Below are 24,864 nucleotides of genomic sequence, written 5' to 3' on the forward strand. Positions count from 1 at the left end.
AAATTTTCGTTTTCTGAGGAATCAAACAAGTAACTGATTTCGCTCATTAAAGTACCAAGATATGGGCTTTTATGTACCTGAAATCGACATTGACACTGGCCAATTTGATGCGCACAACAGGAAAAATCGCAAATTATCGCAATGAACCGAATGGTCGGCGATGGGGAGCTGGAAAGCCTGATGATAATTGAACGGCGTATAGCCTGCTTTGGCGTGCTTCTGGCTATGGCGCTGACCCTGGCAGGCTGCAAGATTGTGCCGATCGGGCAGGAGCAGGCCGAAGACAAGGCCGGCGCCTTCGACGCGACCAGTTATGCGACCGGGCTTTGGACCAAACAGGCGCTGCCGCATTTTTTCGCCAATGCCAAACCGGCGGCCGAAGTCATTGCGGCGACTATGGCTGATTTCGCAGAGGCCGGGGATAAGTTCGGCTACCGGCCCGGAGAAGGCTCGCCCTGGAGCTTCATCGTGAACGGCGCTGGCATCGTGACGGCCAAAAACACCGAGTCGCGGGCTGGCACTCTGGTCGTGGCTCTCGACGGTGTCGTGCCCCCGCTTGAGGTCGCCTTGCAAATCGGCCCCGTGATCCGGGGCAATGCCGTTCGCGACGCATTGCCGTTCGTGTCGTTCAAGGATTTCACCAACCAGATCGAATATGCCGATGCCGGCAAGGCGCTGACGGCGCTGGCCGTCGAAGGGATTGCCGCCGGTGTGGCGGGCCTAGCCGTCGGCGACCACGTCGAATTCACTGGTGCGATCAGCATGGCGGGTGCCTCAGACAAACTGCTGGTGACGCCGGTAGTGCTCAAGAAGGCGGCGCCATGAGCGACATCGTTCTCAGCGCCCGCGGCATTACCAAGGCTTTTCCCGGCACGCTGGCGTTGCAGGATGTCGATTTCGACGTCCATGCGGGCGCCGTCAACGTGCTGATCGGCGAGAACGGCGCCGGTAAATCGACGCTGATGAAGATACTGGCCGGTGTCGAACGGCCGACGCTTGGCGTGATCACTATGGGTGGCGAGCCGGTAAGCTTTTCGTCGGTGCGCGATGCGGCGAGCAAGGGCATCGGTATTGTATTCCAGGAGCTTAACCTGTGCCCCAACATGAGCGTGACCGAGAACATTTTCCTCGGCCGTGACATGACGCGGGCCGGCTTTCATATCGACCGCGCGGCGCAGAAGGCCCGCACCGTCGAGCTTTTGGGGCGACTGGAGCACGCCGTCGACCCGGACGCCCTGGTCGCCGACCTGATGATCGGGCAGCAGCAGATCGTGGAAATCGCCAAGGCGCTGGCCGAGGACGCTGGCATCCTCATCATGGATGAGCCGACCTCGGCGCTGTCGGCCGCAGAAGTCGAAGTGCTGTTCAGGGTGATCGCCGAGCTCAAGCGCGCCGGCGTCGCCATCATCTATATCTCCCACCGGCTGGAAGAGTTGGTGCGGATCGGCGATCATTTCACCGTGCTGCGTGATGGCAAGCTGGCGGCGACGGCTGGGCGCGACGTGGTGAGCATCCCCTGGATCATCCAGAAAATGCTGGGCGCTGACGAAATCATCGCCAAGCGCCCGCCAGCAGCACCGGCCGGTCCGGTGATTCTGGAGGTCGAGCATCTGAGCCTGCCACGTCGTGGCGCCGGGCTGGCCGTGGACAACGTCACCGTAGCGTTCCGCACCGGCGAAATCACCGCGATCTACGGCTTGCTTGGGGCAGGGCGCACGGAACTGTTCGAGAGCCTCTGCGGCCTGCGCCAAGCGGCGACGGGCTCGGTAAAGCTCGACGGCGCCGAGCTTGCCGGTCAGTCGATCAGCCGGCGCATCAAGCAGGGCCTGCTGCTGGTCCCCGAGGACCGGCAGCGCGACGGGCTGGTGCAAAATCTCAGCGTCGGCGGCAATCTGGGGCTGGCGAGCCTACGCCGGTTCACCAGATTCCTGTCCATTTCCAAATCGGCGGAAGCCCCGCTCCTGCGCCAGGTTATCGGCCAGCTCCACATCAAGACCTCCAGCCCTGATGCGCCAATCACCTCGCTGTCGGGCGGCAACCAGCAGAAGGTGGTGATCGGCAAATCGCTGCTGACCCAGCCGCGCGTGCTGCTGCTGGATGAGCCCAGCCGCGGCATCGATATCGGCGCCAAGGGCGAGGTGTTTTCGACCATGCGCGATCTCGCCGATTCTGGGCTCGCCGTTGTCTACGCCACCTCCGATCTCAAGGAGACCCATGCCGTAGCCGACCGTATCCTGGTGATGGCCTATGGCAGGATCACCGCCGACCTGCGGGCCGACGAGGCCACCGACGAGGCGCTGGTACGCGCTTCAACCACCAAATCCGCCGAACCGGCATTCGCCTGAGGAGCCCGCCATGTCCACCGCTACAGTGACTTCCGTCCCGGCCGGCAATGGCTCGGTCCTGCTCCTGCTTCTGAAGCTGCGCACCTTCATCGCCCTGATCGTCGTTGTGCTGTTCTTCGCCTTCATGGCACCGAACTTCGTCTCGGTGGCCAATGCGGTGATCGTTTCCAAGCATGTGGCGATCAACGCGATCCTGGCGATCGGCATGACCTATGTGATCCTGACCGGGGGTATCGATCTGTCGGTCGGCTCCATCGTCGGCCTGACCGGCATGGTGGCCGGGGGGTTGATCGTGCATGGCATCCAATTGCCGATGTTCGGCGTGGTGGTGTTTCCCAATGTTATCGAGGTGATCGTGATCGCGCTGGTGGTCGGCACGCTGATCGGAGCGATCAACGGGTTCCTCATAACCAAGCTCGGGGTGGCGCCCTTCATCGCCACGCTGGGCACGCTGTATGTGGCGCGCGGCGCGGCCTTGCTGCTGTCGGGTGGCGCAACGTTCGCTAACCTCGTGGGCAAGCCCGAACTGGAAAACCAGGGCTATCCGATCATCGGATCCGGCACATTGCTGGGTATTCCGCTCTCCATCGTCATCCTGATCGTGCTGGCGCTGATCGCCGCCTATGTGGCCCAGCGCACGCCGTTTGGCCGTCGGGTCTACGCCGTGGGCGGCAATGAGCGCGCCGCGGCCCTGTCGGGCATCCGTGTCGATCGCATCAAGCTGGCGGTCTACATGATCTCGGGATTTTGTGCCGCCGTGGTCGGCCTGATCGTCTCCTCCCAACTAGTGGCGTCACATCCGGCGAGCGGGGAAACCTTCGAACTCAACGCCATCGCGGCGGCTGTTTTGGGCGGCACGTCGCTGTCCGGCGGGCGCGGCATGATCGGCGGAACCATTATCGGCGCCTTCGTCATCGGCGTGCTCAGCGATGGGCTGGTGATGATGGGTGTTTCCGAATTCTGGCAAATGGTCATCAAAGGGCTTGTGATTATCGCGGCCGTGGTGCTGGATCAGTTGCAGCGACGGCTTGCCGCCAATACGCGGCAGGGCTAAGCAGCAAGCTGCATTCGGAGAGCGAAGATTGGCTGATTCCAGCGCGACGGGAGACATGTCGGGACGCCGCAAGAGCCGCAAGCCGGCTGTAGAGGCGCCCCGCCAGAACCTGCTGGCCGAGCCACGCCGCATGAAAATTCTCGAATGGCTGCAGGAAGAAGGCAGCGCCCGCGTGCGTGACCTATCGGTGGCATTCGCTGTGTCCGAAGCCACCATCAGGCAGGATCTGGAGCGGCTCGATACCGATGGCTTCGTGGTGCGCGAGCATGGCGGGGCCTATCTCAAATCCATGCCGCAGCAGGTGCAGTCGATGTCGCTGCAGCACCTAGCCAATATGGATAAAAAGAAGAAAATCGGCAGGGCCGCCGCGGCTTTGGTGGGGCATGGCGAGACCATCATCATCGATTCCGGATCGACCGCGACCGAGGTTGCCAACAACCTGACCGGGCACCAGAACCTCAATGTCATCACCAATGCCATCAACATCGCGCTACTGCTTGGCGCGCTGCCGTCGATGACCGTGCATATGTCGGGCGGGCTGTTCAAAGCGCCGACATTGTCGCTGACGGGCGAGAAATCCGGCGATTTCTTCAGCGGTATCTTTGCCGAAAAGCTATTCCTGGCGACGGCTGCGGTGTCGTTCGAGGCGGGGCTGACTTTCCCCGCAATGGCGGACCTTTACGTCAAACGAGCCATGATCAAGGCGGCCTCCAAGGTCTATCTGGTGGCCGACAGCACCAAGATCGGACGAACCTCGTTCTCGTCGCTGGGGCCGATCGACCTGATCCATGGTTTCATCACCGATGACGGAATTTCCGACACTGACCGCGCCGAGTTCGAGAAGCGCGGAATCGAAGTCATCATCGCCCGTTAACTGCTGATTTCTATTGGTTTTTGGTCTGGCCGCCGTGTTGACGCGGCGTCCCAACGGCCTATTTTTGGGCCGCCTAGCGCTAGCGTCCGGTCAACATCACGGCTCGCTTTGGAGTCGCCGCTCCACCGCCTCGCCCGCAATCATCAACAATCGCAAATACTCGCATTGACTCGTCTGCGCTTGCTTTGTAATCATCAAAATACGCAAAAAATACGAACCAGCCGAAAAGGCTTTGTTTGCGAAACGACCCGCAAGGGTCATTTTTGGAGGACAGAAATGAAGATCGTAAGGACCCTTGCCGCCCTGGCTCTGGGCGCGATGGCCGGTATTGCTCTGGTCATGCCCGCAATGGCGCAGGACAAGCTGATCGTGATCATCACGCCCAGCCACGACAACCCGTTCTTCGCGGCTGAAGCCGCGGGCGCCAAGGCCAAGGCCGAAGAGCTGGGCTATACGACCCAGGTCTATTCGCATGATGACGACGCCAACAAGCAGAACGAGCTGATCGACTCGGCCATCGCCGCTGGCGCCAAGGCCATCATCCTCGACAATGCCGGCGCCGATGCTTCGGTGGCTGCGGTGCAGAAGGCCAAGGACGCGGGTATCCCGTCGTTCCTGATCGACCGCGAAATCAACGCCACCGGCGTCGCTGCCGCACAGATCGTTTCGAACAACTACCAGGGCGCGACCCTGGGCGCCGAAGCCTTCGTGGCTGCAGTTGGCGAAAAGGGCAATTTCGTCGAGCTGACGGGCAAGGAATCCGACACCAATGCGGGCATCCGGTCCAAGGGCTACCACGACGTGATCGACCAGTATCCGGACCTCAAGATGGTCGCCCAGCAGAGCGCCAACTGGAGCCAGACCGAGGCCTTCACCAAGATGGAATCCATCCTGCAGGCCAATCCCGATATCCAGGGCGTGATTGCCGGCAACGACACCATGGCCATGGGCGCCGTGGCTGCGCTCGACGCAGCTGGCCGCAAGGACGTGGTCGTTGTGGGCTTCGACGGTTCCAACGACGTGCGTGACGCCATCAAGGCCGGCACCATCAAGGCGACCGTGCTGCAGCCGGCGTTCCGCCAGGCCCAGTATGCGGTCGAGCTGGCCGACAAGTTCCTCAAGGACGGCGCCACCGGCGTCGACGAGAAGATCTCGATGGATTGCGTGCTGATCGACAGCACCAATGCCGCTCAGCTCGAGACCTTCCAGGTCAAGGGATAATCAACGCCCTCCCAGGCGTCCCAGAGCCCGGACCGCAAGGCCCGGGCTTTTTGTTTGATGGGCGGAGGGCATCGGTTCAGAGCCCGATGGTGGCGGCGCCCCATAGCCCGGCTGCCTCCCCACCCACCGCCTTCCCGCGGACTTGATCCGCGGGCCACGATCAACATGTGCCGTGTGGGGAAAGGCCCGCGGATCAAGTCCGCGGGAAGGCGGTGGGCAATCGACGATCTTGTGCCGATCTCGATTGGTTCCCTCCCCACAAGGGGGGGAGAGGCCGTCCGGTTTGGTTGGAGGTCGGGATTTGACCTTACTGTCAGGTCAATCTGCCGCTGTGGCGCAGCACCAGGCCGACGGCGCCCATGCAATTGTCGTTGTCGAGGAACCGGCCGGTGACGAAGCGCGGATATGCGGCCTCATCGAGGTCCTGCCGCTTGATCAGCGCATGCTTCTCATAGCTGGCGCGCAGCGGCGCGAGCAGCAGTTCACCGGCCTTGGCGAGGCCGCCGCTGATGATGAAGAGGGGCGGATTGATGATGCTGCCGACAATTCCCAGGCCTCGGCCCGCGGCCTCGCCAGCATCCGCCAAGAGACGCTGGAAGCCGACATCGCCATTGCTGGCGAGGGTGACGACTTCGGCGACGCTGGTGGCGCGGCCCAGGCGCTGCTGAGCCAGCGATACGACGCTGGCGGCGCTGCAATAGAGTTCCAGGCAACCGCGATTGCCGCAGCGGCAGAGCGGGCCTTGCGGCTCGATCACCATATGGCCGAATTCGCCCGCCGCGCCTGAGGAGCCGGATAGCACCTTGCCATTGGCGACGATGGCGCCGCCCACGCCCAAGTCGAGCTTGAACAGCACAAAATCTTCGACCCCGGCCGCTGCGCCCCACATCACTTCGGCAAGCGCGGCGCAATTACTTTCATTGTCGGCGAAGATGGGCTTTTGCAGCACCGGCGCGAAGGTGGATTTGAGATCGATGCCGCCCCAGGTCGGCAGCACCGAGGCGCGCATGATGCGGCCATTGGGGGCGAGGGGGCCGGAGACCGCAAAGCCTACGCCCAGCAGCCCCGAATAGGGCAAGCTGTGCTCCTTATAGAGATTTTCGATGGCGTGGCGAACGACGCGGGTGGCGCGCTCGGGGGAATAATCGCGCTCGAGCGGCATGGAGATATCGGCCAGCACATTATGGGCGACATCGGCCAGGGTGATGCGGATTTCGTCGAGGCCGAGCAGGGCGCCAACACAGGTGCCGGCCTCGGGATTGAGCGAATGGGCCAGCGCCGGGCGACCCAGGCCGGGACTGCGCGTCTCCACCTCGACGACGAGGTTGGAGCGCTTGAGATCGGACAGGATGGTGGAGACGGTGGAGCGCGCCAGCCCGGTGCTGCGCGCGATCTGCGATGCGCTGACGGCGCCGTGCCCGCTAAGGGCGCGAACGACACGGGCAATCGGGGAATCGACCTCGCGCTCGTAGAGCAGCCCCTTGAGGTCGTCATTGATCATATTGGCCAGAGTTCCGCCTCCCTGCTTTCGAATGCTGGCGTTCTATCGATTAGCGCGAAAATGCGGTGAGCGATAGCGCCTTATTTTGTCACCGCCGACATAACCTTCGGCGAAAGTCCGGAGTGATTTCCAGATGGAGGGGCAAAAGTTCTGCCGAAATAGACGATATTTTCCCATGGATTAGCCAGGTTGGTCGGTAAATCTGTCAGCCATGACATAATTCAAGCTTGACACGGGGACGTGCTCACGCACAAATAAAGGCGAAACATTCGAAAAAAATCGAAAGGGAGGAACCTATGACTTCGATTTTGAATACGGTGCGTATGAGCGCCGCCGCCTGCTCCATGCTGCTGCTTGCGCCGACGCTGGCCCAGGCTCAGGATATCACGCTGTGGACGCTGAATTTCAGCTCGCAGGCGTCCAATGATGCCATGCAGAAGATCGCCACCGATTTCGAGGCGGCCAATCCGGGCGTCCATGTCGAGATCGTGACGCGCGGCGTCGACGATCACAAGACCGCTCTGCGCGTCGCTGCTGGGTCCGACAAGGGGCCGGACATCTATTTCAGCTGGGCCGGTCTCGGGCTGGGTGGCGAATATATCAAGGCCGGCCTCAGCCTGCCGCTCGACAAGTATTATGCGCAGTACAAATGGGACGACGAGCTGGTGCCTGCCGCGGCCTCGTTCTCCAAGATCTATGAAGGCGGCCGCCAGGGCGTGCCGTTCACCTTCAAGGGCGAAGCGCTCTATTACAACAAGGGCCTGTTCGAAAAGGCCGGCATCACCGGCGAGCCGGCCAACTATGACGAACTGGTCGCCGACGCCGAAAAGCTCAAGGCTGCCGGTATTCCGGCGATCACCTTCGGCGGCACCGTCAACTGGCACGTCATGCGCCTGATGGACGTGATCCTCGAAGCCAAATGCGGCATCGAAAAGCACGATGCACTGATGAATATGACCGCCAGCTGGGCCACCGAGCCTTGCGCCGCCGCCTCCTTTGCCGAGCTCGACAAGTGGAGCAAGAACTACATCCTGAGCCCCTTCATGGGCATCGACAATGCGCAGTCGTTCAACCTGTTCACCGCCGGCCGTGCCGCGATGATGTTGGAAGGCGACTGGCTGGTGCAGCAATTGTCCGAGGCGGGCAATCTGGACGACCATGGCGTGTTCCCGTTCCCCACGGGCACGAAGCGGCTCTATGGCTTTGCCGAATACAACTACGTTTCGACCAAGAGCCAGAACCCCGACATCGCGGCGAAGTTCCTCGATTACTTCATCTCGACGCCGGTACAGCAGGCGGCGCTGGGCTCGTTCAGCACCACCTCGATCAACAAGAACGTCGTCTACAAGGACCTGCGCCCGCTCGACCAGAAATGGGTCGATATCTTCAACCAGCACGACCAGGTCTTCATGAACGGCGACCAGGCCTTCCCGCTCGACGTGACCACCGAATATTTCCGGGTGATCAATGAAGTGGCGAGCGGCAACATGGCCCCGGCCGATGCCGGCGCTGCCCTGCAGACCTTCATCGGCAACCGCAGCTAAGCTCCCAGGCTGGCGGCCGGCTTCTCCCGAGGCCGGTCGCCTCTTGCTGCTATTTCAGTCGCCTCGATGGAGGGTCCGATGACGCCCAAGACATTGTTGTCCGATAACCGCATGCAGGCGGCATTGCTGCTCGGCCCGGCGCTGATCATCTACGCCGTGTTCGCCCTCTATCCGATGGTCGATGTGGTCGGCCTCAGCTTCCAGAAATGGAACGGGCTTGACGCCAACAAGGCATTTGTCGGGGTCGATAACTACGTCTCCATCTTCACCAAGGACCCGGTGTTCTGGGGCGCGTTCCGCAACACGGTGATCTGGACCGTGCTGTCGGTGATTTTCCCGCCGCTGATCGGGCTGCTGCTGGCGCTGGGGCTGAACCAGCCGATTTTTGGCCGCAACAGTCTGCGCGCGATCTTCTACCTTCCCGTCATCATCGCGCCGATCGCCGTGGCGACCATGTGGCGCTGGATGTATGACCCGTTTTTCGGCCTGTTCGGCCAGTTGCTGACCCAGTTCGGGCTGCAATCGTGGATTCAGGACTGGCTCGGCAATCGCGACCTGGCGCTCTATTCGGCCTTTATCGCCCATCTCTGGCAATCGGTCGGCTTTTCCATGGTGCTGTTTTTGGCCGGCTTGCAGGGGGTCAACAAGACCCTGATCGAGGCGGCGCGGATCGATGGGGCAGGGCGCTGGAACGTGTTCCGCTATGTCACCTTCCCGGCGCTCAAAACCACCATCACCATCGTGCTGGTGCTCTCGATCATCTCATCGCTCAAGGCCTTCGACATCGTCTACGGGCTAACCGGGGGCGGGCCGGCGCAATCGACGCAGATGCTGGCGCTGTGGGCCTTTACCCAATCCATGCAGATTTTCGACTTCGGGCGCGGCAGTGCGATTTCGGTGGTGCTGCTGGCGATCACGCTGGCCGTGGTGGTGCCCTATCTGCGCTGGACGCAAAAGCGCGAGGAGATCGAGCAATGACCGCCGCCGTCGCCACTTTCGACAATGCCCCGGTCGTCGAACGTCGCCAGCGCGACTGGGTGCTGATCGGGCTCTGGATCGCGCTGGTGCTGGTCGCCATCGTGTGGATCGCGCCGTTCATCTTCATCATCTTCACCTCGCTCAAATCGACGGCGCAGGTGATGAATTCGAGCGCCTTCGCGCCGCCGACCGAGCCGCAGTTTTCCAATTATGCCGCGGCCTGGGCCCGCGGGCGGTTCAGCACGACATTCTTCAACAGCGCCATCATCACCGTCATCAAGGTGCCGCTGGGGCTGTTCATCTCGGCGATGGCCGCCTATGCGCTGGCCAAGATCGAGTTCAAGGGCAACAAGCTGTTGCTGCTGCTGATCCTGTTCGGCACCATGATCCCGTTCCAGGTGATGCTGGCGCCGCTGTTCACGCTGGTGAACGGGCTGCACCTGATCGACACCTATCCGGGCGTCATCCTGCCCTATATGGCCTTCGGCATTCCCTATCAGGTGTTCATCCTGCACGGCTTTTTCCGCGGCATTCCCAAGGAATTGAGCGAGGCTGCGCGCATCGATGGCGCGTCCCATTTCGTCATCTTCTGGCGCATCTTCCTGCCGGTGACGCTGCCCGTGCTGGCGGCGCTGCTGATCCTCGATTTCGTCTCCACCTGGAACGAGTTCGCCATGGCGCTGGTGCTGTTGCAGGACCAGAAGATGTGGACGCTGCCGCTCGGCCTGTCGGCATTCCAGGGCCAGTTCTCCCGCGATTACGGCCAGCTCAATTCGGCCATCGTCATGACGGTGCTGCCCGCCACCATCGTCTACCTCATTTTCCAGCGCTATTTCGTGTCCGGGCTGACGTCCGGCGCGGTCAAGGGCTGATCCATTTCAAGAGCATTGCGAACACACATGACCAAGACCACCGTCGCCAAATGGGATTTCTTCGAAGCCGCGTTCACCGGCCCCTCCGCCGGCAATCCGCATATCGATGTCAATTTCGAAGCCTTCTTCAAGCAGAACAGCCGCGTGGTCCGGGTGCCGGGTTTCTATGACGGCGAGGGCACCTACAAGGTGCGGTTCATGCCCGACAATGAGGGGGACTGGACGTTCCTCACCCAATCCTCGGCGCCTGAACTCGACGGCCAGACCGGCGGGTTCACCGCTGGAGCGGCGGGAGAGGGCAATCACGGCCCGGTGCAGGTCAGCCACCAGTTCCACTTCGCCCATGCCGATGGCACGCCCTATCTGGCGTTCGGCACCACCAGCTATGCCTGGACGCACCAGACCCTGGAATTGCAGGCGGAAACTCTCGCGAGCCTCAAGGGCGCGCGCTTCAACAAGATGCGCATGGGCGTGTTCCCCAAGGACTATCCGTTCAACACCAACGAGCCGCTCTACGACATGTACGAGGTCGATGCGGAGGGCGAGCTGGATTTCGACCGGCCCAATGCCGAGGCGTTCCGCCATTTCGAGAACCAGGTCGGCGCGCTGCGCGATCTGGGCATCGAGGCCGATATCATCATCTTCCACCCCTATGACCGTTGGGGCTATTGCGACATGAGCCCGGAGCAGGATTTCCGCTATGTCGCGTACCTGGCGGCTCGGCTCAGCGCCTATCGCAATGTGTGGTGGTCGCTGGCCAACGAATACGATTTCCTGCTCAACACCAAGCCGATGGCGCAGTGGGACCGCTACTTCCAGATCATCGAGGAAAACGACCCCTACCGGCATCTCAAGTCGATCCACAATGGTGACGTCAACGCCAATTACGATCACCGCAAGCCCTGGGTCAGCCATGTCTGCATCCAGAACTGGGATGTCAAGCGGACCCAGGAATGGCGCGACACCTATGGCAAGCCGGTGATCAATGACGAACCCGAATATGAGGGCGATATCATGCTCCCCTGGGGCAATATTTCGGCACCCGAACTGGTGCATCGCTACTGGATCACCCTGCTTCGCGGCGGCTATGCGGGGCATGGCGAAACCTTCATGCATCCCGATGACATTCTCTGGTGGGCCAAGGGCGGCCCACTGCGCGGCGAGGCGTGGAAGCGGATCGGTTTCATGCGCGACCTCTTGGAAGAGGACGTCAAAACCGGCCTCACCCCGATCGCGCGGGCCAGCAATTGGCCGTGGAGCCGGGTATCGGGGGCGACGGACGGCGAGGTCACCTATATTTACCTCGGCGAGCACCAGCCGATCATCTGGGCGCCCGGCCTGCCGCAGGAGCCGGGCGATTACGAGGTCGACGTGATCGACACCTGGAACATGACGGTGATGCCGGCCAAGATCGTCGATGCCCCCGCCAACCATCCGACACGGCATGGCGCGGCGTTGCGCCAGCGCCGGCCCGATGCCGCCTTTGCGGTTGAACTGCCGGGCGTGCCGAACCTTGCCATTCGCGTCCGTCCGCGCCGGTAATCCGAAAGGTCTCCGCTATGTCCACCGTCCAGATTCGCGATGTCAGAAAATCCTACGGCATCAACCCGGTCATCCACGGAGTCGATATCGATATCGCCGATGGTGAATTCGTCATCCTGGTGGGGCCGTCCGGCTGCGGCAAGTCCACGCTGCTGCGGATGATCGCGGGGCTGGAGACCATCACGGGCGGCAGCATTTCGATCGATGGGCGCGTGGTCAACAATCTCGAGCCCAAGGATCGGGACATCGCCATGGTGTTCCAGAACTATGCGCTCTATCCGCAGATGACTGTGGCGCAGAACATGGGTTTTGCGCTGGAGCTGGCCGGGACCAAGAAGCCCGAAATCAAGCGCAAGGTCGACGAGGCGGCGGCCGTCCTCGGGCTCGGGCCGCTGCTGGGGCGCAAGCCGGCCCAATTGTCGGGCGGGCAGCGCCAGCGCGTCGCCATGGGGCGGGCGATCGTGCGCGATCCAAAAGTATTTCTGTTCGACGAGCCGCTGAGCAATCTCGACGCCAAACTGCGCGTGCAGATGCGCGGCGAGATCAAGGGGCTGCATCAACGCCTGTCGACCACCATCGTCTATGTGACCCATGACCAGATCGAGGCCATGACCATGGCCGACAAGATCGTGGTGATGAATGCCGGCCGCGTCGAGCAGATGGGCGCGCCGCTCGATCTTTATGACCGGCCGGACAATCTCTTCGTGGCCGGCTTCCTCGGCTCGCCGGCGATGAATTTTATCGCGGGCAAGGCCGGAGCCGATGGCCGGAGCGTGCATCTGCCGGATGGGTCGAGCATCTCAGTTCGGACTTTCGATGCGAGTCTGGCGGGTAAGGACATCATTTTCGGCATACGGCCGGAACACATCAAGCTGGCCGATGGCAAGGGCGTGGCAGCCGAGGTGTTGCTTATCGAGCCGACTGGCTCGGAGACGCACATGACTGTCCGACTAGGCGGGCAGGACGTGGTTTGCGTCATGAATGACCGAGTGGATGCCACAGCAGGGCAGATCATCCAACTCACGCTCGCCAGCGAGCGGGCGCTCTTTTTCGACCCGGAGAGTGGAAATCGACTGACTGCTTAAGAGTGAGTTTGCGTTAGATTGGCGTCTCGGGGGGCGGCCCTGATTTCCATGACGTCAACCGCGTGGGGTAAACCGTTGTCGCAGGCCTTGAGTATATGGCACTGACAACATCTCGGTTCAGACCGAGTACGCTTACACCAACTTGGGCAATGCATCAGTTGATTACACGCCCCTGGGCGGCTTTCCGGCCGGCGTAGATATCAAAGAAAGTTACGACTTTTACACTGTGAAGGCGGCGTGAACTTCCGCTTCTGATGGGAGTCGTGCTGCCTGAAGAACGGCTACAGCTTCGGTTGGAGCCGTTTTTCATGATCATTTCAGGCCAGGGCGGTTCGGATGGATTTCGGAATACCTCTTCGCCGCTGCCAGTACAGGAATGAGCCCCAGACCGGCATGAGTGAGGCTGTATTCCACACGCGGTGGCTGCTCCCGGAAATCCTCGCGAGCAACCAACCCATCGTCCTCTAACTCTCTGAGGTGCTGGGTGAGCATTTTTTGCGAAACGCCCGCCATGTCCCGCATGAGTTCGGAGTTTCGCAGTCTCGACCGCTCATAGAGACGGAACAGGATGGGAAGTTTCCAGCGCCCGCCAACCATTGCCAGCACTCTGATGACATGGGCCGCCGAACCGTCAGGTCCCAGGCAGATAGATCGGTTCTCATAGTCTGCAGGCACTTTTAAGTGCGTAATTGTCTGGGTCATCGTCCGGTCTATCTATGCAAAACAAACTTCAAAAGAGGTGTTGGCATGGATTTAAAACTGGACGGCAAGATTGCACTGGTCACGGGAAGCAGCAAGGGAATTGGCGAGGCGGTCGCTCGGGGGCTCGCCCGTGAGAAAGCGATCGTCATTGTCCATGGGCGTGATTTCGCGAAAGCAGATCACGTTGCCAAGGGAATTGTTGCCGATGGCGGTCGTGCCCATGCGGTTATCGGCGATCTGACGGTGGACGGGGACGTTCAGCGCCTTGTCGGGAAGCGCAGGCTTTCGCCGGACCCATCGACATCCTTGTCAATAATGCCGGCGGCTCTGGGGGTAGCGAGGACTGGACGAATACCAGTGCGGCGACTTGGGCGTCCGCTTTCGACCGTAACGTCTTGGCAGCCGTACGAATGTCGTCGTTGCTGCTACCGCACATGCGAGCCGCCAAATGGGGGCGAGTTATCAATATCTCCAGCTTGGCGGGCATGATGCCGCCGGCGACGAGACCGGACTACTCGGCGGCTAAGGCTGCCATGATCGCAATGACAGCGTCGATGGCCAAAGCCGTGGCGCCGGACGGCATCACCGTAAACACAGTATCCCCGGGCACCATTCGAAGCATCAGCCTTGAGACCGGATTCCGAGCGGTTGCCCTTGCGAATGGCATTCCCCAGGATGCTCCTTGGGAGGAGGTTTCACAGGCGGTATTGCCTATGTTTGCGCAGGTGCCAGTCGGTCGGGTTGGCACATTAGAAGAGATCGCCGACGCCATCGCCTTTCTCGTGAGCCCCAGAGCCGGGTATATTACGGGATCTAACCTACGCCTGGACGGCGGCCTGCTGCCAACTGCGTAGAGCGACGAGCCGTGCAGGTGGCTCAAAGCAGTTGGCATTGTCCACTATGCGGTTCGGGAGATATAAGCAGACAGTCTGGAAGGCGAATAGCTGTCACCTTACGGCGTAATCACCACCTTGCCGAAAAGGCCACGCGCTTCGGAGCGTTCCATCGCGTCCGCCGCTTGGCTGAGCGGGAACGTGGCCGCGATGACCGGCTTGATCGCACCCGAGGCAAGCCGCGCCAAGACCTTCGCCATGTCCGCGCGGCGCCGCTGCTTGGCCTCCGCCTTGCCGATCAGCATGCCTTCCCAGAAGTCATAGAACAGAGCGCGCCGGCCGTTTGGCAATGCCGTCCAGAGCGCCAGTGTGGTGAGCAACCCCAGGAACCGCGGTACTAGAGCGGTGTTCTTGTCGAGGTCGGCGGCAATGCCATAGACGACAAGGATGCCGCCCTGGTCGAGCAGCGCAAAGCTCTGTTTGACGCTGCTTGGTCCCAGATGATCGAACACCGCATCAACGCCGCGCGGCGACAATTCGCGCACCCGCGCGGCGACATCGGGATCGGCATAGTCAATCGGCTCGACCCCGAGTGCCCTCAGCGCCGCGTGCTGGCGCGGCGAAGCCGTGCCAATGACCCGTATGCCATCGGAGATGGCGAGTTGCGCAAGGATCGTGCCGACCCCGCTCGACGCGCCAAGCACGAGGATTGTCTGCCCCGGCTTGGCCTGCGCCTTGCTGTAGAGCATCTGCCAAGCGGTGACGCCGTTGACGATCACGGTCTCCGCATCGGCCGCCGCGACGCCCTCTGGCACCGGCACGATCTCGTCCGCGGGCACCAGCACGTGGCTCGCCCAGCCGCCGGTCTTGATCGCCGCCGCGACACGCTGGCCGACCATTGTCTGCTCACCTTGCGGACCAACCGTCAGCACCGTGCCGACGACGTCGTAGCCCGGCACGAAGGGAAACTTCGGCTGCCCCGGATAGCGACCACGGCGCATCGCTTTCTCGGCGAATGACACACCGCTCGCCTCCATCCGCAACAGCACCTGGCCGGCGGCGGGGACGGGGGTCGCTACCTGCCGAACCTGCAGGCCAGAGGGTGCGACGACGCCGGGGAGGTTGACCTGGGTGGTGATTTGATCGGCGGGACGAAGAGGTGTCATTTTTTGAATTTCCTAAGCAAGACCGGTGGCCGGGGCGGGATGCCTGCGGCTCAGTTGGGTGAGGCTGACGAAGGCGGTCGGTAACGGAGGGACAGACTTGGCAGTTTCGGGAGCAAGTCGGTGACGACAGCTCACCGGTCACCACCGGGCAATGCCGACTTTGGCCCCGTTCTCATCGCGATTTGGCGCTTGAGCTCGACTCCACACGGTACTTGAGGGCTTGATTGAAGCCGTCATAGCCGTTGGCCCGGCCGCCCTTTTGCTGCTTGAACAGCCTCTGAAACGGCCACATCAGGCCACCCAAGAACATCTCGGTATTGTCGAGGTGCGTCGAGCCGTCCGGGTTGCGCGTCAGGGTGAAGGTGTGTCGGCCCTCGAAGATGTTTTTGCTGAAGATTTTGGCGGCCCATTCGAGTCTCCGGTTCGGCGTGGAGGCCGTCACCGTCGAGCCGAACGACATGCCCGGCATCTTCATGGCGAGCTTGGTGCCGGTCTGCGCCACGCCATCGATTTTGGAGAAATTGCTCCACTGCCCATAGGCGGGGAAGTCGGTGAGGACGGCCCAGACGTCCTTGGCAGGAGCGTTGATATCGATCGAAGTCTTGATCACGATGCTCATGGTTCTGGTCCTTTAGGGGAATTGGGTGCCGTACGCCGTGGCGCGCCGAAATGGACGGTCGGATCAGGCGATGGCGCCAAGGCTGGCTTTGGAGCCGTTGCCCCTGAGGCTACCGAGAAAAGACAGAAGTTTCGGCGCCACAAGCTCAGGCATTTCGGCGTGGGGATAGTGCCCGGCGCCATCGACGATGATGGTGTCTGCCTTGAGCTTGCCGGCCAGCATGCGCGCCTCTTCGACCGCATCGGCAAAGTCGGGGTCCTTGGTGCCCATGACGATGAGCGCCGGAACCTTGGTCTGGTCAAGAATGGCGGTGGTGTCGGCCTTGGAGAGGGAGAGCATCGCCACGAGGGCATCCATGCGTCCCGGCTCGCGCAGGTTGGCGGTGATCGCCGCTTTCACCTCGACATGGTCGGCAGGCTTGCTGGTGGGGAACAGGGTGTTCCAGTACATGGTCCAGAACCCCACCTTCCAGGGGCCGGCAAAGCCGATCTTGAGCGATAGCTTCTGGATAAAGGAGGCTTCCAGATCGCGGAGGATCGGCCCCAGCAGCACCACGCCATTGACCTGCGCTGGTGCGTCCTGCGCCGCCCAGAGCGCCGAACCAGCGGCAAAGGAGTTGCCCATGATGGTGGCGCGGCCAATGCCCAGGTGCTTGAGGACGGCCACCGCGTCGCGGCCGACGGCGCGGGCCGAATAATCGCTCCATTTGGCGGCGGTTTCGCCAAAGCCGCGGGCGTCCATGGTGATGACCCTATATCCGGCCTGCTGCAGGGCCGGACGGATCAGGCGGTATTCGGACCGCAGGTCGCCCATGCCGGGAATGGCGAGGATGGCCGGACCGTTGCCGCCGGTGTCCTCAAAGGCGATACGGCCGCCCTCGTTGGTGATGAACTGGGTCTGCGTGCTGGTGGTGCTCATGACGGGGTTTCTCTGGTTGAGGTGACCGCCGGTCGGCAGCGATCTCTTGTTGACCTCACCAAAGTAGCTGCCATATTTCTGAATGGTAATCGGCCAAGAAACGATAGCTTCATTCCAAAAATGGATAGCCCTGCTAAACATGGATAACCTCGACTGGGCCCTGCTGCGTTCGTTTCTCGCCGTCGTCGAGGGCGGCTCATTGTCCGCAGCCGCCAAGAGCATCGGCGCCACCCAGCCGACGTTGAGCCGGCATATTCGCGAGCTGGAGACCGCGCTGGGGGTTATCCTCTTCACGCGGTCGGCACAGGGGCTAGACCCCACTAATGCGGCCCTCGGTCTGGTCGAGGATGCCCGTGCCATGGGCGCCGCCGCCGAGGCCCTCAACCTGAAGGCCCAGGGCCGCTCCCAACAGCTGCAGGGCACGGTGCGGATCACCGCATCGGTGATCGTTGCTAACCTGATGCTGCCACCCATGCTGGCAGCCCTCCGACAGGCCGAGCCAAGCATCCAGCTTGAGATCGTCGCCTCGGACACCAATCAGAACCTGCTCCGGCGCGACGCCGACATCGCCATCCGTATGGCCGATCCCACCCAGAACGCGCTCATCGCCCGCCGGCTTGGCGACACGCCACTGGGGCTGTTTGCGACACGGGATTATTTCGACCGGCGGGGGCGGATCGCCTCGAAGCAAGACCTGCGCCATCATGACCTGATTGGTCTTGATCGTGGTGATTTCCTGATCAGGGCCTTCTCGGCCTATGGCATCGGTCTGGCCCGCGAAGAGTTCGCGCTGCGCACCGACGACGGCATGCTGGGATGGAACCTGCTGTTGGCAGGGGGCGGCGTCGGCGTCGGCCAGCTCGTTCTGGCCACGCGCCACAAGCAGCTCGAGCAGGTCACTTCCATCCTGCTGAGCCCTTTGCCGGTATGGCTGGTGATGAGTGAGGAAGTGCGTAGCAATGCTCGCATCCGGCGCGTGGCCGATTTTCTGTCCGACGCAATTGGTGATGTGCTGGGCAAGAGCTAGGTTTGAGAGCGCCCTCTCGAACGGCAGCTATGAGCCCGTGCATTTCCAAAAATTGCCAGTCCGCTTTCCACCCTATGCCCTGAGGTAACAAGTCAAAATGCTGCGCTGAACCCGGCGAACGTCTGTCGCCCAGGTTTCAGTCCTTTAGTTCGGACGACCAAGGGAAGTTGACGTACTGATCGCGGGAGTCATAGCAAATGTTGCCGTACATCCGAAGGTACGTATCGCGTCGGGCGGCGTCGGTAAAGACCGAGGCCGGATCGACCAGATCGGCTTGGTATTGAGCGATATTGTCTGCCGTCAACGCAACGGGGAGGATGTCCATAGCCTGAGGCACGCTTCGGCCGTCTAGCCAGTCCGCAGCAAATTGCCCCATCGCGTAGCCAAACACCGGCGAGGATAGGGCGATGCTGGCCTTGTATGGACTGTCACCCTTGATGATTTCGGCCACCCCTGCGGCTTCACCGTCAATGCCGCCCAAAAACTGGTCTGGACGATCTTTTCCGGCCGCCCGCAGAGCATCAAGCGCACCGAGCACCACCGCGTCGCCCCCCAGAACCACGTCAATATCTGGATTGGCCAGAAGGATAGTATTCATCGTCGCGAAGCCGCCCTCTTTGCTCACGGGATTTGGCGCTATATCGGCAACGATGGTAACACCCGGCAAGGCGTTGAAGCCGTCCCGCATCGCCTCGAACCGCGGCGTCAGATATTCCATGCTGTCCTGCGTTAGCAGAACCACATTGGCTTTGCCGCCGAGGTGCGCATTGATGTGGGCGATAGCGGCGTCGGTGAGAGCTTTGCCGGTCGCATACTGCGGTGCATTGAGCAGCAAGGTCGCCGGAGGCGGAACCACCGTGCCGACAAAGATGCCCGCCCAAATGGCCTGCTGCAGGCTTTTGCTGATCGCAGCAGGATCCGAGGATGTCGCGACCAGGCCGCCGACCTTCGCCTCGCGAAACGTCGCTATCTGCTGCAGTGCCTTAGCGACGTCATCGTCGGTGACGCTGTGACGATACTCAAGACCACGATTCTTGGCCGCCATCTCCAGCCCGTAGCCAATGCCTTGCAGGAAATCGCGCTGGTTTTCCTGCACATATGCCAGCACGCGCGAAACGCCCTTTGGCGGGGTGCACATTGGTGCGGAAGGATTGAACGCCGGGAACACGGTACGTTGAGTGAGGCCGGGCGATTCTTCCTGGGCAATTGCGGCAGTAACGCCGACCATCGCTGTGAACACGACAGCAAGGAGCCGACGGGCGTTTCGATACAATGACATTCGTCCCTCACCGGCACGCCGACAGCGTGTCCCTTTGAAAGACCTTTTCACACATCCAACGTTCCGGTCTACTCCACGTTGGCGGACGAAGTGGATTTCGGCGTAAAGCTCAGATGAGCTGCAGTGCCGGGCCGGCCGTTGCGGTATTCGATAGTTGCCGACAGGCTCATGCACATCGCTTTGACGATGCGGGTGCCGACGCCCGTCCCTGTGGCTGGCGCGCCCTCGGCGCGGCCGACGCCATCGTCTTCGACGACGAGTTCAATCTCGTCGCCGACTTTGCCGAGACGAACCCGAACCTCACCCACCCCTTCGGGGTAGGCATATTTGAACGCGTTGGTCACCAGTTCGGTGATGATCACACCTAGACTGATGCTTGCGTCGGTATCGAGGTCGATCGTCGCGATAGCAAAAGACAAAGACACGCCATGTCCTTGGCCACGCAACGAGGTGCTCAGGTGTTCCAGCAATCCGGTCAGATATTCATCGAGCTGCACGGATCGGACGTCGGCTGAACCATAGAGCCGCTTGTGCACCAGCGAGATGGCGAAGATGCGCTCCTGCGTTTCGGCCAACGCGTCCTTCGCTGCCTGATCGACGACTGCTCGTGATTGCAAGGTAATCAGGGACGAAACCAGCGAGAGACTATTCGCTACGCGGTGATTGACCTCGGCTAACAGAACCCCGGCCCGGTCACGTTCGATCGCTAGATCTGCCGTTCTGGTTGAGACGCGCTGCTCAAGCTCGTTGTTGAGCGCCGTGACCTCATTGCCCGTCGCGCGCAACTCTCGCGTGTAGCGCGCTATGCCATAGGCCGCTCCGCCGACCACTAAGATAATGACCAGCGCGCCGATCCCTGACACAAAGCGAAGCAGTCGCGCATTGGCGGTTTGCTCCGCGACGCCCGTCGTCAGTCTGCCATCGGCCGCGCCGATGATACCGGCGAAGAAAACATTGGCTTCGTCTGTCAGAGCCTTGCCCTTGTTCGTTCGAATGATCGAGATGACTTCGTCGTCCCGCTGATCTCGCTTAAGAACAATGGTGCGTTCGAACTCGTCAAATTTTGCTGCAAGGATTTCCGATAGGCGACGGAGCGTTGCGTCCGCGTTCGGATAAGAGAGCAACAGGGACTGCAGGGCGAGCAAGTGCCGTTGCTCCTGGGCCTTTGCCGACTGATATGGAGCAAGGTAGATTTCATTGCCCGTGATGATGAAGCCGCGCTGGCTGGATTCCGCCGTCTGCATAGCGCTCCGCAATTCCACCGCCGCGACGCGCGTATCGCGCGCAGCCATGGTATCGGCAAAATATGATTGCGCGCGTTCGCCCAGCCAAAAGTTCGTGCCGACGATGGCCATGAGGGCAACGAACCCGACAAGCAGGAACGCAGAAGTTGAACGGACAAGCTGTCGAGCAGAACTGGGCATCAACGCTTTTTGCCCTATTCCGTGCTGTCGCGCCACGGCTGAATAGAAGACGGAGAGATGCAACAGAAGAAATGCGCTTTGACGCGGAAACGCTGCCTTGAACCGGTCATTAGGGACCGGTTCAATCCACTCTTTTGGGAGGCCCCTCATTGTCCAAGTCAACGCGTATCGCACTAGGCGCCGCCTGCGCCATCTTGTTGCTTGCATCCTCGGCCTGGGCTCAATCACCACTGAACCCTGCGGGTTGGTCGGACCTCTATACGCAGTCCCGCGACGTTGGGTTCTGGATCAACGGCCAGCGGTTATGCGGCGTCGTTTACGATCCGGCGAAGCTGGATACCATGATTGCCCAAGTCGCTGCCGGACTTGGCGTCTCAGTGGCAACGCTCAAGCGGGAGGGCCAAAAAAGGGCCGAAGAAGCTGCGCCATTTGTGACTCGCGACAGTTGCAACTTCGCAAAGAAGCAGGCCCGAACGCTCGACCTATTGCCGGGCCGTGCTCATCGTACACCTGCTCCGCGCCCAGAAACAGACAACTCCTTGATCAACTAATCCCGCAGATGTTGAGGTTTTGAATCGCCGCGATGCGATGTGGGCCATAACGGGTCTCATCGGCACCCATGGTGCGGACACGCTGCCGCTGTTCCCAGCAGCGGGCGAAATGGCGGCGGCGCATGAGCCAGATGCAAACCTTCCGCTCATACCGCCAGGCGAGAGGTCAACCACGACTACCGTGCCCTGTCGTTGTCCCTCAAAGCCTACCCCCATCGGCTTCATGCGCGAAGACCTGCAACGGCGCGGCATGGTCATCGCCGACGAGCCGCGCGCGCTTACACCGGGCCGCGTGGTTCCCAGTAGCGGGCGTCGTACACCGACCGGGCACTGCGAGCGGCGTCATCTTCACCAGCTTGGAGGGTGAAACCGGTCTCGGTTTTCCGGGGGTTTTTTGTTTTTGTACAGACTCGCTGGCGTTCAGAGCTTCTTGCAGGAATTGCCGGGTACGAATTTGGGCGACAGCACGAAGTCCTCGGCCGGGTCGGCGGCGCCTTCGGGGCTCATGATGCGATGCAGGATGCGGCGGGCGATGATGCCGCCCAGCTTGAGTGTGTCCTGGATCACCATGGTGATGCGCGGGGTGATGACGCTGCTCCACTGGACGTCGTCGATCATCGCCAGCGAGATGTCGTCCGGGCAGTTGAAGCCCAATTCCTGCATGGCCTGGAGAGCCGCGAGCGCCACGGCGTTGTTGGCGCCGATGATCGCGGTGGGGCGTTCGGGTTGGACCAGCAGGCGCATCGCCGCCTCATAACCGGCGCTGCGCGTGAACTGGCCATCGACAATGAAATTGGGGTTCACCTCGACGCCGGCGCTACCCATGGTTTCCATGAAACCGCGCAGGCGTTCGGAGGCGGTGTGCAGATGCTTGGGGCCAGCGATAAAGGCGATGCGGCGGTGGCCCAGTTGCAACAGGTGTTCGGTCAGCATGGCCCCGGCCAGCCGGTTGTCCGAGCCGACGAAGTCGCGATCGATGCCGGCGACCTTCTGGTCGAAGCACACCGTTGGCATTTTGATGTTCTGCACAAAATCCACATAGGCCTGATCGTGCCCGGACGGGGCCAGGGCGAGACCCGCCACTTTGAGGCCGGACAGGTGTTCGACCAGCGCGCGTTCGCGATCCGGCTTGCCCGATGAGTCGGTGATCAGCACGAAGTGGTCGTGCTCGATGGCGTAATTTTCAAGCTCACGGCGAATGTCGCCAAAGAACGGGTTACCCACATTGCCGACCACGAAACCGATCATGCGGCTGCGGCCACGGGCGAGACTTTGTGCCAGCGGGTCAACCACATAGCCCACGGTCTGCACCGCAGCGCGGATGCGCTCGAGAGTCTTCTGGCTGACACGGCCCGGATTGCTCAAAGCCAGTGAGACAGTCGACACCGAGACGTCGGCGAGTTTGGCAACATCGCGGATGGTAGCCATTACTATGTCGAACCGCTTCTATAACTTCTGGCGCCGGCAAATATATGCGCTTGCCCGTTTGAAAGTATCAAATGATGAGCATTCGAGGGACATTTCGCAAGGCAATTCTCAAAATGCACACAGCTCTCGAAACCGGCTTGACTCGGATCGCATCCTAAATCAGTTTGATATCGAACCGGTTCGATTATGAGGATGCGAAACCGGCAGATGGAGGAAAGATTGGATAGCGCTGTGGAAAACGCCGGCCGTATCGACGGCTCGAGCGGCAAGGCCTGGTTTACCGAAGACCGGTTCGGCATGTTCATTCACTTCGGTCTGTATGCGCAGGGCGCGCGCCACGAATGGCTGCAGAACCGCGAAGAGATTTCGGCCGAGGACTACGCCAAGTATTTCGAGAATTTCAATCCCGACCTCTATGATCCGCGCGAATGGGCGCGCCGCGCCAGAGAAGCGGGCATGAAATATGTGGTGCTGACCGCCAAGCACCATGAGGGCTTCTGCCTGTGGGACAGCAAGTTTACCGACTACAAGGCGATCAATACGCCTTATGGCAAGGACCTGCTCAAGGCCTATGTGGAGGCGTTCCGCGCCGAGGGGCTTAGGGTCGGTTTCTACTATTCGGTGATCGATTGGCATCACGAGGAATTTCCCATCGATGCGATTCATCCCCAGCGCAACCATCCCGACGCGATCGAGATCAACAAGTCGCGTGACGTGCGTAAATACGCCGAATATATGCGCAATCAGGTCACCGAACTGCTGACCAATTTTGGCGATATCGCGGTCATCTGGTTCGACTTCAGCTACCCCAACCGCGAATATCGCGGCCTGCCCGGCAAGGGCCGCAATGATTGGGAAAGCGAAGAGCTGATCGGCCTGGTGCGCAAGCTGCAGCCAAACATCATCGTCGGCGACCGTCTCGATCTGCCCACCGATGGCAATCACCCCAAGGACCTGGCGACCCCCGAGCAGTATACGCCGCGCGTGGCGCCGACCGCGCAAGGCAAGCCGGTGCGCTGGGAAGTCTGCCACACCTTCAGCGGCTCGTGGGGTTACTACCGCGACGAGACGAGTTGGAAGGATGCCGGCCAGCTCATCAACCTGCTGATTGACACCGTCTCGCTGGGCGGCAATCTGCTGATGAACGTTGGTCCGACCGGACGCGGCACGTTCGACGCGCGGGCCGAGGATGCGCTGGGCGTCTATCGCGACTGGATGGCTGTCAACCAGCGCGCCATCTATGGAGCAGGGGCGTCCAATTTTGTCGCGCCGAATGGCTGCAAGTTCACCCAGGTGGGCAATCGCCTCTACCTGCATGTGCAGACCTGGCCGTTCCGCCACATTCATATCGAGGGACTAGGCGGCAAGGCGAAATACGCACAGTTCCTGCATGATGCGAGCGAGATCCACTGGCTCGATCCCGAGGCCGAGGTCGATTCAAATATCGGCGTCGCGGTCGGCAACGGCATTCTCACGCTCGAGCTGCCGGTGATCAAGCCGAACGTCGTCGTGCCAGTCATCGAGCTGTTCCTCAAGGACTGATCGGCGTCGCGATGAGCATCGAGCAAGACCTGTTTGCCAGCATGACCCCCCTCATCGCCAATCTGGCCGAGGAGGGGGATGGCGCGGTGTCGCTTGGCGGCTCGCGCGCCAAGCAGCGCTCGGACGCGCAGTCGGATTTCGACTTCCGGGTCTATAGCGACCGCTTTAAGGGGCCAGTTTTAAAGCAGAGCAGTGCCTGGCGTCAGTTCGACCTGGCACTGCAAGGCTGGGAAGCCAAGGGGCTGCGCCTCGATGGTGTCTGGGCGCGGCGCTACGGCGACGTGCAGGCCGACCTCGATGCCTAGATTGCCGGAAAGGGACAGACCAAGACCTATGAGTGGACGATCTGGGGCTATCAC

22 protein-coding genes and 1 pseudogene are annotated in these 24,864 nt (G+C 61.3%); 15 read left to right on the forward strand and 8 right to left on the reverse strand.

All coding sequences use genetic code 11. From position 1 onward, the window contains the following. Positions 1-180: 180 nt before the first annotated feature. The 5 genes from ABIB57_RS18330 (at position 181) to ABIB57_RS18350 (ending at position 5,494) form a co-directional block, all read left to right on the forward strand. The gene (locus tag ABIB57_RS18330) at positions 181-825 is read left to right on the forward strand and encodes a DUF2291 family protein (protein WP_354042636.1); all 645 of its coding nucleotides are present in this window, start codon (positions 181-183) and stop codon (positions 823-825) included. After that, positions 822-2,345, forward strand: coding sequence for a sugar ABC transporter ATP-binding protein (locus ABIB57_RS18335; RefSeq protein WP_354042637.1), 1,524 nt, complete (start codon positions 822-824; stop codon positions 2,343-2,345). Before ABIB57_RS18330 ends, ABIB57_RS18335 begins: the two co-directional genes overlap by 4 nt. Before the next feature lie 10 nt (positions 2,346-2,355). Next, positions 2,356-3,399: an ABC transporter permease gene (locus tag ABIB57_RS18340; protein ID WP_354042638.1), complete on the forward strand. Its 1,044-nt coding sequence runs from the start codon at positions 2,356-2,358 to the stop codon at positions 3,397-3,399. 28 nt (positions 3,400-3,427) lie between these two features. Continuing rightward, on the forward strand, positions 3,428-4,273 hold the full coding sequence (locus tag ABIB57_RS18345) for a DeoR/GlpR family DNA-binding transcription regulator (RefSeq protein ID WP_354042639.1): 846 nt from the start codon (positions 3,428-3,430) through the stop codon (positions 4,271-4,273). Positions 4,274-4,549: 276 nt separating this feature from the next. Beyond that, positions 4,550-5,494: a D-ribose ABC transporter substrate-binding protein gene (locus ABIB57_RS18350; RefSeq protein ID WP_502914423.1), complete on the forward strand. Its 945-nt coding sequence runs from the start codon at positions 4,550-4,552 to the stop codon at positions 5,492-5,494. A gap of 313 nt (positions 5,495-5,807) precedes the next feature. Here ABIB57_RS18350 and ABIB57_RS18355 read toward each other — a convergent pair whose 3' ends face one another. Further along, positions 5,808-6,995 carry an ROK family transcriptional regulator gene (locus ABIB57_RS18355; RefSeq protein WP_354042640.1) on the reverse strand — a complete coding sequence of 396 codons (1,188 nt, stop codon included), beginning with the start codon at positions 6,993-6,995 and terminating at the stop codon, positions 5,808-5,810. A 323-nt stretch (positions 6,996-7,318) separates the two neighbouring features. Here ABIB57_RS18355 and ABIB57_RS18360 point away from each other — a divergent pair, with 323 nt between their 5' ends. The 5 genes from ABIB57_RS18360 (at position 7,319) to ABIB57_RS18380 (ending at position 13,016) form a co-directional block, all read left to right on the forward strand. Beyond that, entirely contained in the window at positions 7,319-8,539 is a 1,221-nt protein-coding gene (locus tag ABIB57_RS18360; RefSeq protein ID WP_354042815.1) for an ABC transporter substrate-binding protein, read from the forward strand. A gap of 78 nt (positions 8,540-8,617) precedes the next feature. After that, the gene (locus ABIB57_RS18365) at positions 8,618-9,517 is read left to right on the forward strand and encodes a carbohydrate ABC transporter permease (protein ID WP_354042641.1); all 900 of its coding nucleotides are present in this window, start codon (positions 8,618-8,620) and stop codon (positions 9,515-9,517) included. Further along, positions 9,514-10,389: a carbohydrate ABC transporter permease gene (locus tag ABIB57_RS18370; RefSeq protein ID WP_354042642.1), complete on the forward strand. Its 876-nt coding sequence runs from the start codon at positions 9,514-9,516 to the stop codon at positions 10,387-10,389. Before ABIB57_RS18365 ends, ABIB57_RS18370 begins: the two co-directional genes overlap by 4 nt. 27 nt (positions 10,390-10,416) lie before the next feature. After that, complete coding sequence (locus tag ABIB57_RS18375; RefSeq protein WP_354042643.1) at positions 10,417-11,931, forward strand: DUF5060 domain-containing protein; 1,515 nt, start codon at positions 10,417-10,419, stop codon at positions 11,929-11,931. A 17-nt stretch (positions 11,932-11,948) separates the two neighbouring features. Next, positions 11,949-13,016 carry an ABC transporter ATP-binding protein gene (locus ABIB57_RS18380; RefSeq protein WP_354042644.1) on the forward strand — a complete coding sequence of 356 codons (1,068 nt, stop codon included), beginning with the start codon at positions 11,949-11,951 and terminating at the stop codon, positions 13,014-13,016. A gap of 312 nt (positions 13,017-13,328) precedes the next feature. Here the strand turns inward: ABIB57_RS18380 and ABIB57_RS18385 are convergent, their stop codons facing one another. Beyond that, positions 13,329-13,718 (reverse strand): winged helix-turn-helix transcriptional regulator, encoded by a 390-nt coding sequence (locus ABIB57_RS18385; RefSeq protein WP_354042645.1) that lies wholly within the window; start codon positions 13,716-13,718, stop codon positions 13,329-13,331. Positions 13,719-13,763: 45 nt separating this feature from the next. Between ABIB57_RS18385 and ABIB57_RS18390 the strand changes: the two are divergent. After that, positions 13,764-14,572 (forward strand): annotated as a pseudogene (locus tag ABIB57_RS18390) (SDR family NAD(P)-dependent oxidoreductase). Positions 14,573-14,670: 98 nt separating this feature from the next. Here the strand turns inward: ABIB57_RS18390 and ABIB57_RS18395 are convergent. From ABIB57_RS18395 to ABIB57_RS18405, 3 genes are all read right to left on the reverse strand, one after another. Further along, entirely contained in the window at positions 14,671-15,717 is a 1,047-nt protein-coding gene (locus tag ABIB57_RS18395) for a medium chain dehydrogenase/reductase family protein (RefSeq protein ID WP_354042646.1), read from the reverse strand. 172 nt (positions 15,718-15,889) lie between these two features. Further along, positions 15,890-16,336, reverse strand: a complete 447-nt coding sequence (locus tag ABIB57_RS18400) for an SRPBCC family protein (RefSeq protein ID WP_354042647.1) — start codon at positions 16,334-16,336, stop codon at positions 15,890-15,892. Positions 16,337-16,399: 63 nt separating this feature from the next. Next, positions 16,400-17,254: an alpha/beta fold hydrolase gene (locus ABIB57_RS18405; RefSeq protein ID WP_354042648.1), complete on the reverse strand. Its 855-nt coding sequence runs from the start codon at positions 17,252-17,254 to the stop codon at positions 16,400-16,402. A gap of 139 nt (positions 17,255-17,393) precedes the next feature. On the opposite strand from ABIB57_RS18405, the gene ABIB57_RS18410 reads away from it, so the two are divergent. Then, positions 17,394-18,281 carry a LysR family transcriptional regulator gene (locus tag ABIB57_RS18410; protein ID WP_354042649.1) on the forward strand — a complete coding sequence of 296 codons (888 nt, stop codon included), beginning with the start codon at positions 17,394-17,396 and terminating at the stop codon, positions 18,279-18,281. A gap of 136 nt (positions 18,282-18,417) precedes the next feature. Here ABIB57_RS18410 and ABIB57_RS18415 read toward each other — a convergent pair whose 3' ends face one another. Both ABIB57_RS18415 and ABIB57_RS18420 read right to left on the reverse strand, forming a co-directional pair. Continuing rightward, on the reverse strand, positions 18,418-19,560 hold the full coding sequence (locus tag ABIB57_RS18415; protein WP_354042650.1) for a sugar ABC transporter substrate-binding protein: 1,143 nt from the start codon (positions 19,558-19,560) through the stop codon (positions 18,418-18,420). A 68-nt stretch (positions 19,561-19,628) separates the two neighbouring features. Then, positions 19,629-20,915, reverse strand: coding sequence for a sensor histidine kinase (locus ABIB57_RS18420; RefSeq protein ID WP_354042651.1), 1,287 nt, complete (start codon positions 20,913-20,915; stop codon positions 19,629-19,631). Positions 20,916-21,133: 218 nt separating this feature from the next. On the opposite strand from ABIB57_RS18420, the gene ABIB57_RS18425 reads away from it, so the two are divergent. Then, positions 21,134-21,535, forward strand: coding sequence for a hypothetical protein (locus tag ABIB57_RS18425; protein ID WP_354042652.1), 402 nt, complete (start codon positions 21,134-21,136; stop codon positions 21,533-21,535). Positions 21,536-21,955: 420 nt separating this feature from the next. On the opposite strand, the gene ABIB57_RS18430 is transcribed toward ABIB57_RS18425, so the two are convergent. Further along, on the reverse strand, positions 21,956-22,963 hold the full coding sequence (locus ABIB57_RS18430) for a LacI family DNA-binding transcriptional regulator (protein ID WP_354042653.1): 1,008 nt from the start codon (positions 22,961-22,963) through the stop codon (positions 21,956-21,958). Between the two features lie 207 nt (positions 22,964-23,170). Here ABIB57_RS18430 and ABIB57_RS18435 point away from each other — a divergent pair, with 207 nt between their 5' ends. Beyond that, positions 23,171-24,505: an alpha-L-fucosidase gene (locus ABIB57_RS18435; RefSeq protein ID WP_354042654.1), complete on the forward strand. Its 1,335-nt coding sequence runs from the start codon at positions 23,171-23,173 to the stop codon at positions 24,503-24,505. An 11-nt stretch (positions 24,506-24,516) separates the two neighbouring features. After that, positions 24,517-24,810 carry a hypothetical protein gene (locus ABIB57_RS18440; RefSeq protein ID WP_354042655.1) on the forward strand — a complete coding sequence of 98 codons (294 nt, stop codon included), beginning with the start codon at positions 24,517-24,519 and terminating at the stop codon, positions 24,808-24,810. The last annotated feature ends 54 nt before the right edge of the window (positions 24,811-24,864 follow it).

The sequence above is a fragment of the Devosia sp. UYZn731 genome (genome assembly GCF_040546795.1).
Lineage (GTDB): Bacteria > Pseudomonadota > Alphaproteobacteria > Rhizobiales > Devosiaceae > Devosia.

What these genes read in the sequence shown, in the direction of transcription:
- ABIB57_RS18440 (WP_354042655.1), top strand. Translation starts at nt 24,517, where the DNA reads ATGAGCATCGAGCAAGACCTGTTTGCCAGCATGACCCCCCTCATCGCC.
- ABIB57_RS18395 (WP_354042646.1), bottom strand. Translation starts at nt 15,717, where the DNA reads ATGACACCTCTTCGTCCCGCCGATCAAATCACCACCCAGGTCAACCTC.
- ABIB57_RS18355 (WP_354042640.1), bottom strand. Translation starts at nt 6,995, where the DNA reads ATGATCAATGACGACCTCAAGGGGCTGCTCTACGAGCGCGAGGTCGAT.
- ABIB57_RS18350 (WP_502914423.1), top strand. Translation starts at nt 4,550, where the DNA reads ATGAAGATCGTAAGGACCCTTGCCGCCCTGGCTCTGGGCGCGATGGCC.
- ABIB57_RS18360 (WP_354042815.1), top strand. Translation starts at nt 7,319, where the DNA reads ATGAGCGCCGCCGCCTGCTCCATGCTGCTGCTTGCGCCGACGCTGGCC.
- ABIB57_RS18370 (WP_354042642.1), top strand. Translation starts at nt 9,514, where the DNA reads ATGACCGCCGCCGTCGCCACTTTCGACAATGCCCCGGTCGTCGAACGT.
- ABIB57_RS18405 (WP_354042648.1), bottom strand. Translation starts at nt 17,254, where the DNA reads ATGAGCACCACCAGCACGCAGACCCAGTTCATCACCAACGAGGGCGGC.
- ABIB57_RS18375 (WP_354042643.1), top strand. Translation starts at nt 10,417, where the DNA reads ATGACCAAGACCACCGTCGCCAAATGGGATTTCTTCGAAGCCGCGTTC.
- ABIB57_RS18420 (WP_354042651.1), bottom strand. Translation starts at nt 20,915, where the DNA reads ATGGCCATCGTCGGCACGAACTTTTGGCTGGGCGAACGCGCGCAATCA.
- ABIB57_RS18335 (WP_354042637.1), top strand. Translation starts at nt 822, where the DNA reads ATGAGCGACATCGTTCTCAGCGCCCGCGGCATTACCAAGGCTTTTCCC.
- ABIB57_RS18430 (WP_354042653.1), bottom strand. Translation starts at nt 22,963, where the DNA reads ATGGCTACCATCCGCGATGTTGCCAAACTCGCCGACGTCTCGGTGTCG.
- ABIB57_RS18400 (WP_354042647.1), bottom strand. Translation starts at nt 16,336, where the DNA reads ATGAGCATCGTGATCAAGACTTCGATCGATATCAACGCTCCTGCCAAG.
- ABIB57_RS18410 (WP_354042649.1), top strand. Translation starts at nt 17,394, where the DNA reads ATGGATAACCTCGACTGGGCCCTGCTGCGTTCGTTTCTCGCCGTCGTC.
- ABIB57_RS18330 (WP_354042636.1), top strand. Translation starts at nt 181, where the DNA reads ATGATAATTGAACGGCGTATAGCCTGCTTTGGCGTGCTTCTGGCTATG.
- ABIB57_RS18340 (WP_354042638.1), top strand. Translation starts at nt 2,356, where the DNA reads ATGTCCACCGCTACAGTGACTTCCGTCCCGGCCGGCAATGGCTCGGTC.
- ABIB57_RS18415 (WP_354042650.1), bottom strand. Translation starts at nt 19,560, where the DNA reads ATGTCATTGTATCGAAACGCCCGTCGGCTCCTTGCTGTCGTGTTCACA.
- ABIB57_RS18380 (WP_354042644.1), top strand. Translation starts at nt 11,949, where the DNA reads ATGTCCACCGTCCAGATTCGCGATGTCAGAAAATCCTACGGCATCAAC.
- ABIB57_RS18435 (WP_354042654.1), top strand. Translation starts at nt 23,171, where the DNA reads ATGGAGGAAAGATTGGATAGCGCTGTGGAAAACGCCGGCCGTATCGAC.
- ABIB57_RS18385 (WP_354042645.1), bottom strand. Translation starts at nt 13,718, where the DNA reads ATGACCCAGACAATTACGCACTTAAAAGTGCCTGCAGACTATGAGAAC.
- ABIB57_RS18365 (WP_354042641.1), top strand. Translation starts at nt 8,618, where the DNA reads ATGACGCCCAAGACATTGTTGTCCGATAACCGCATGCAGGCGGCATTG.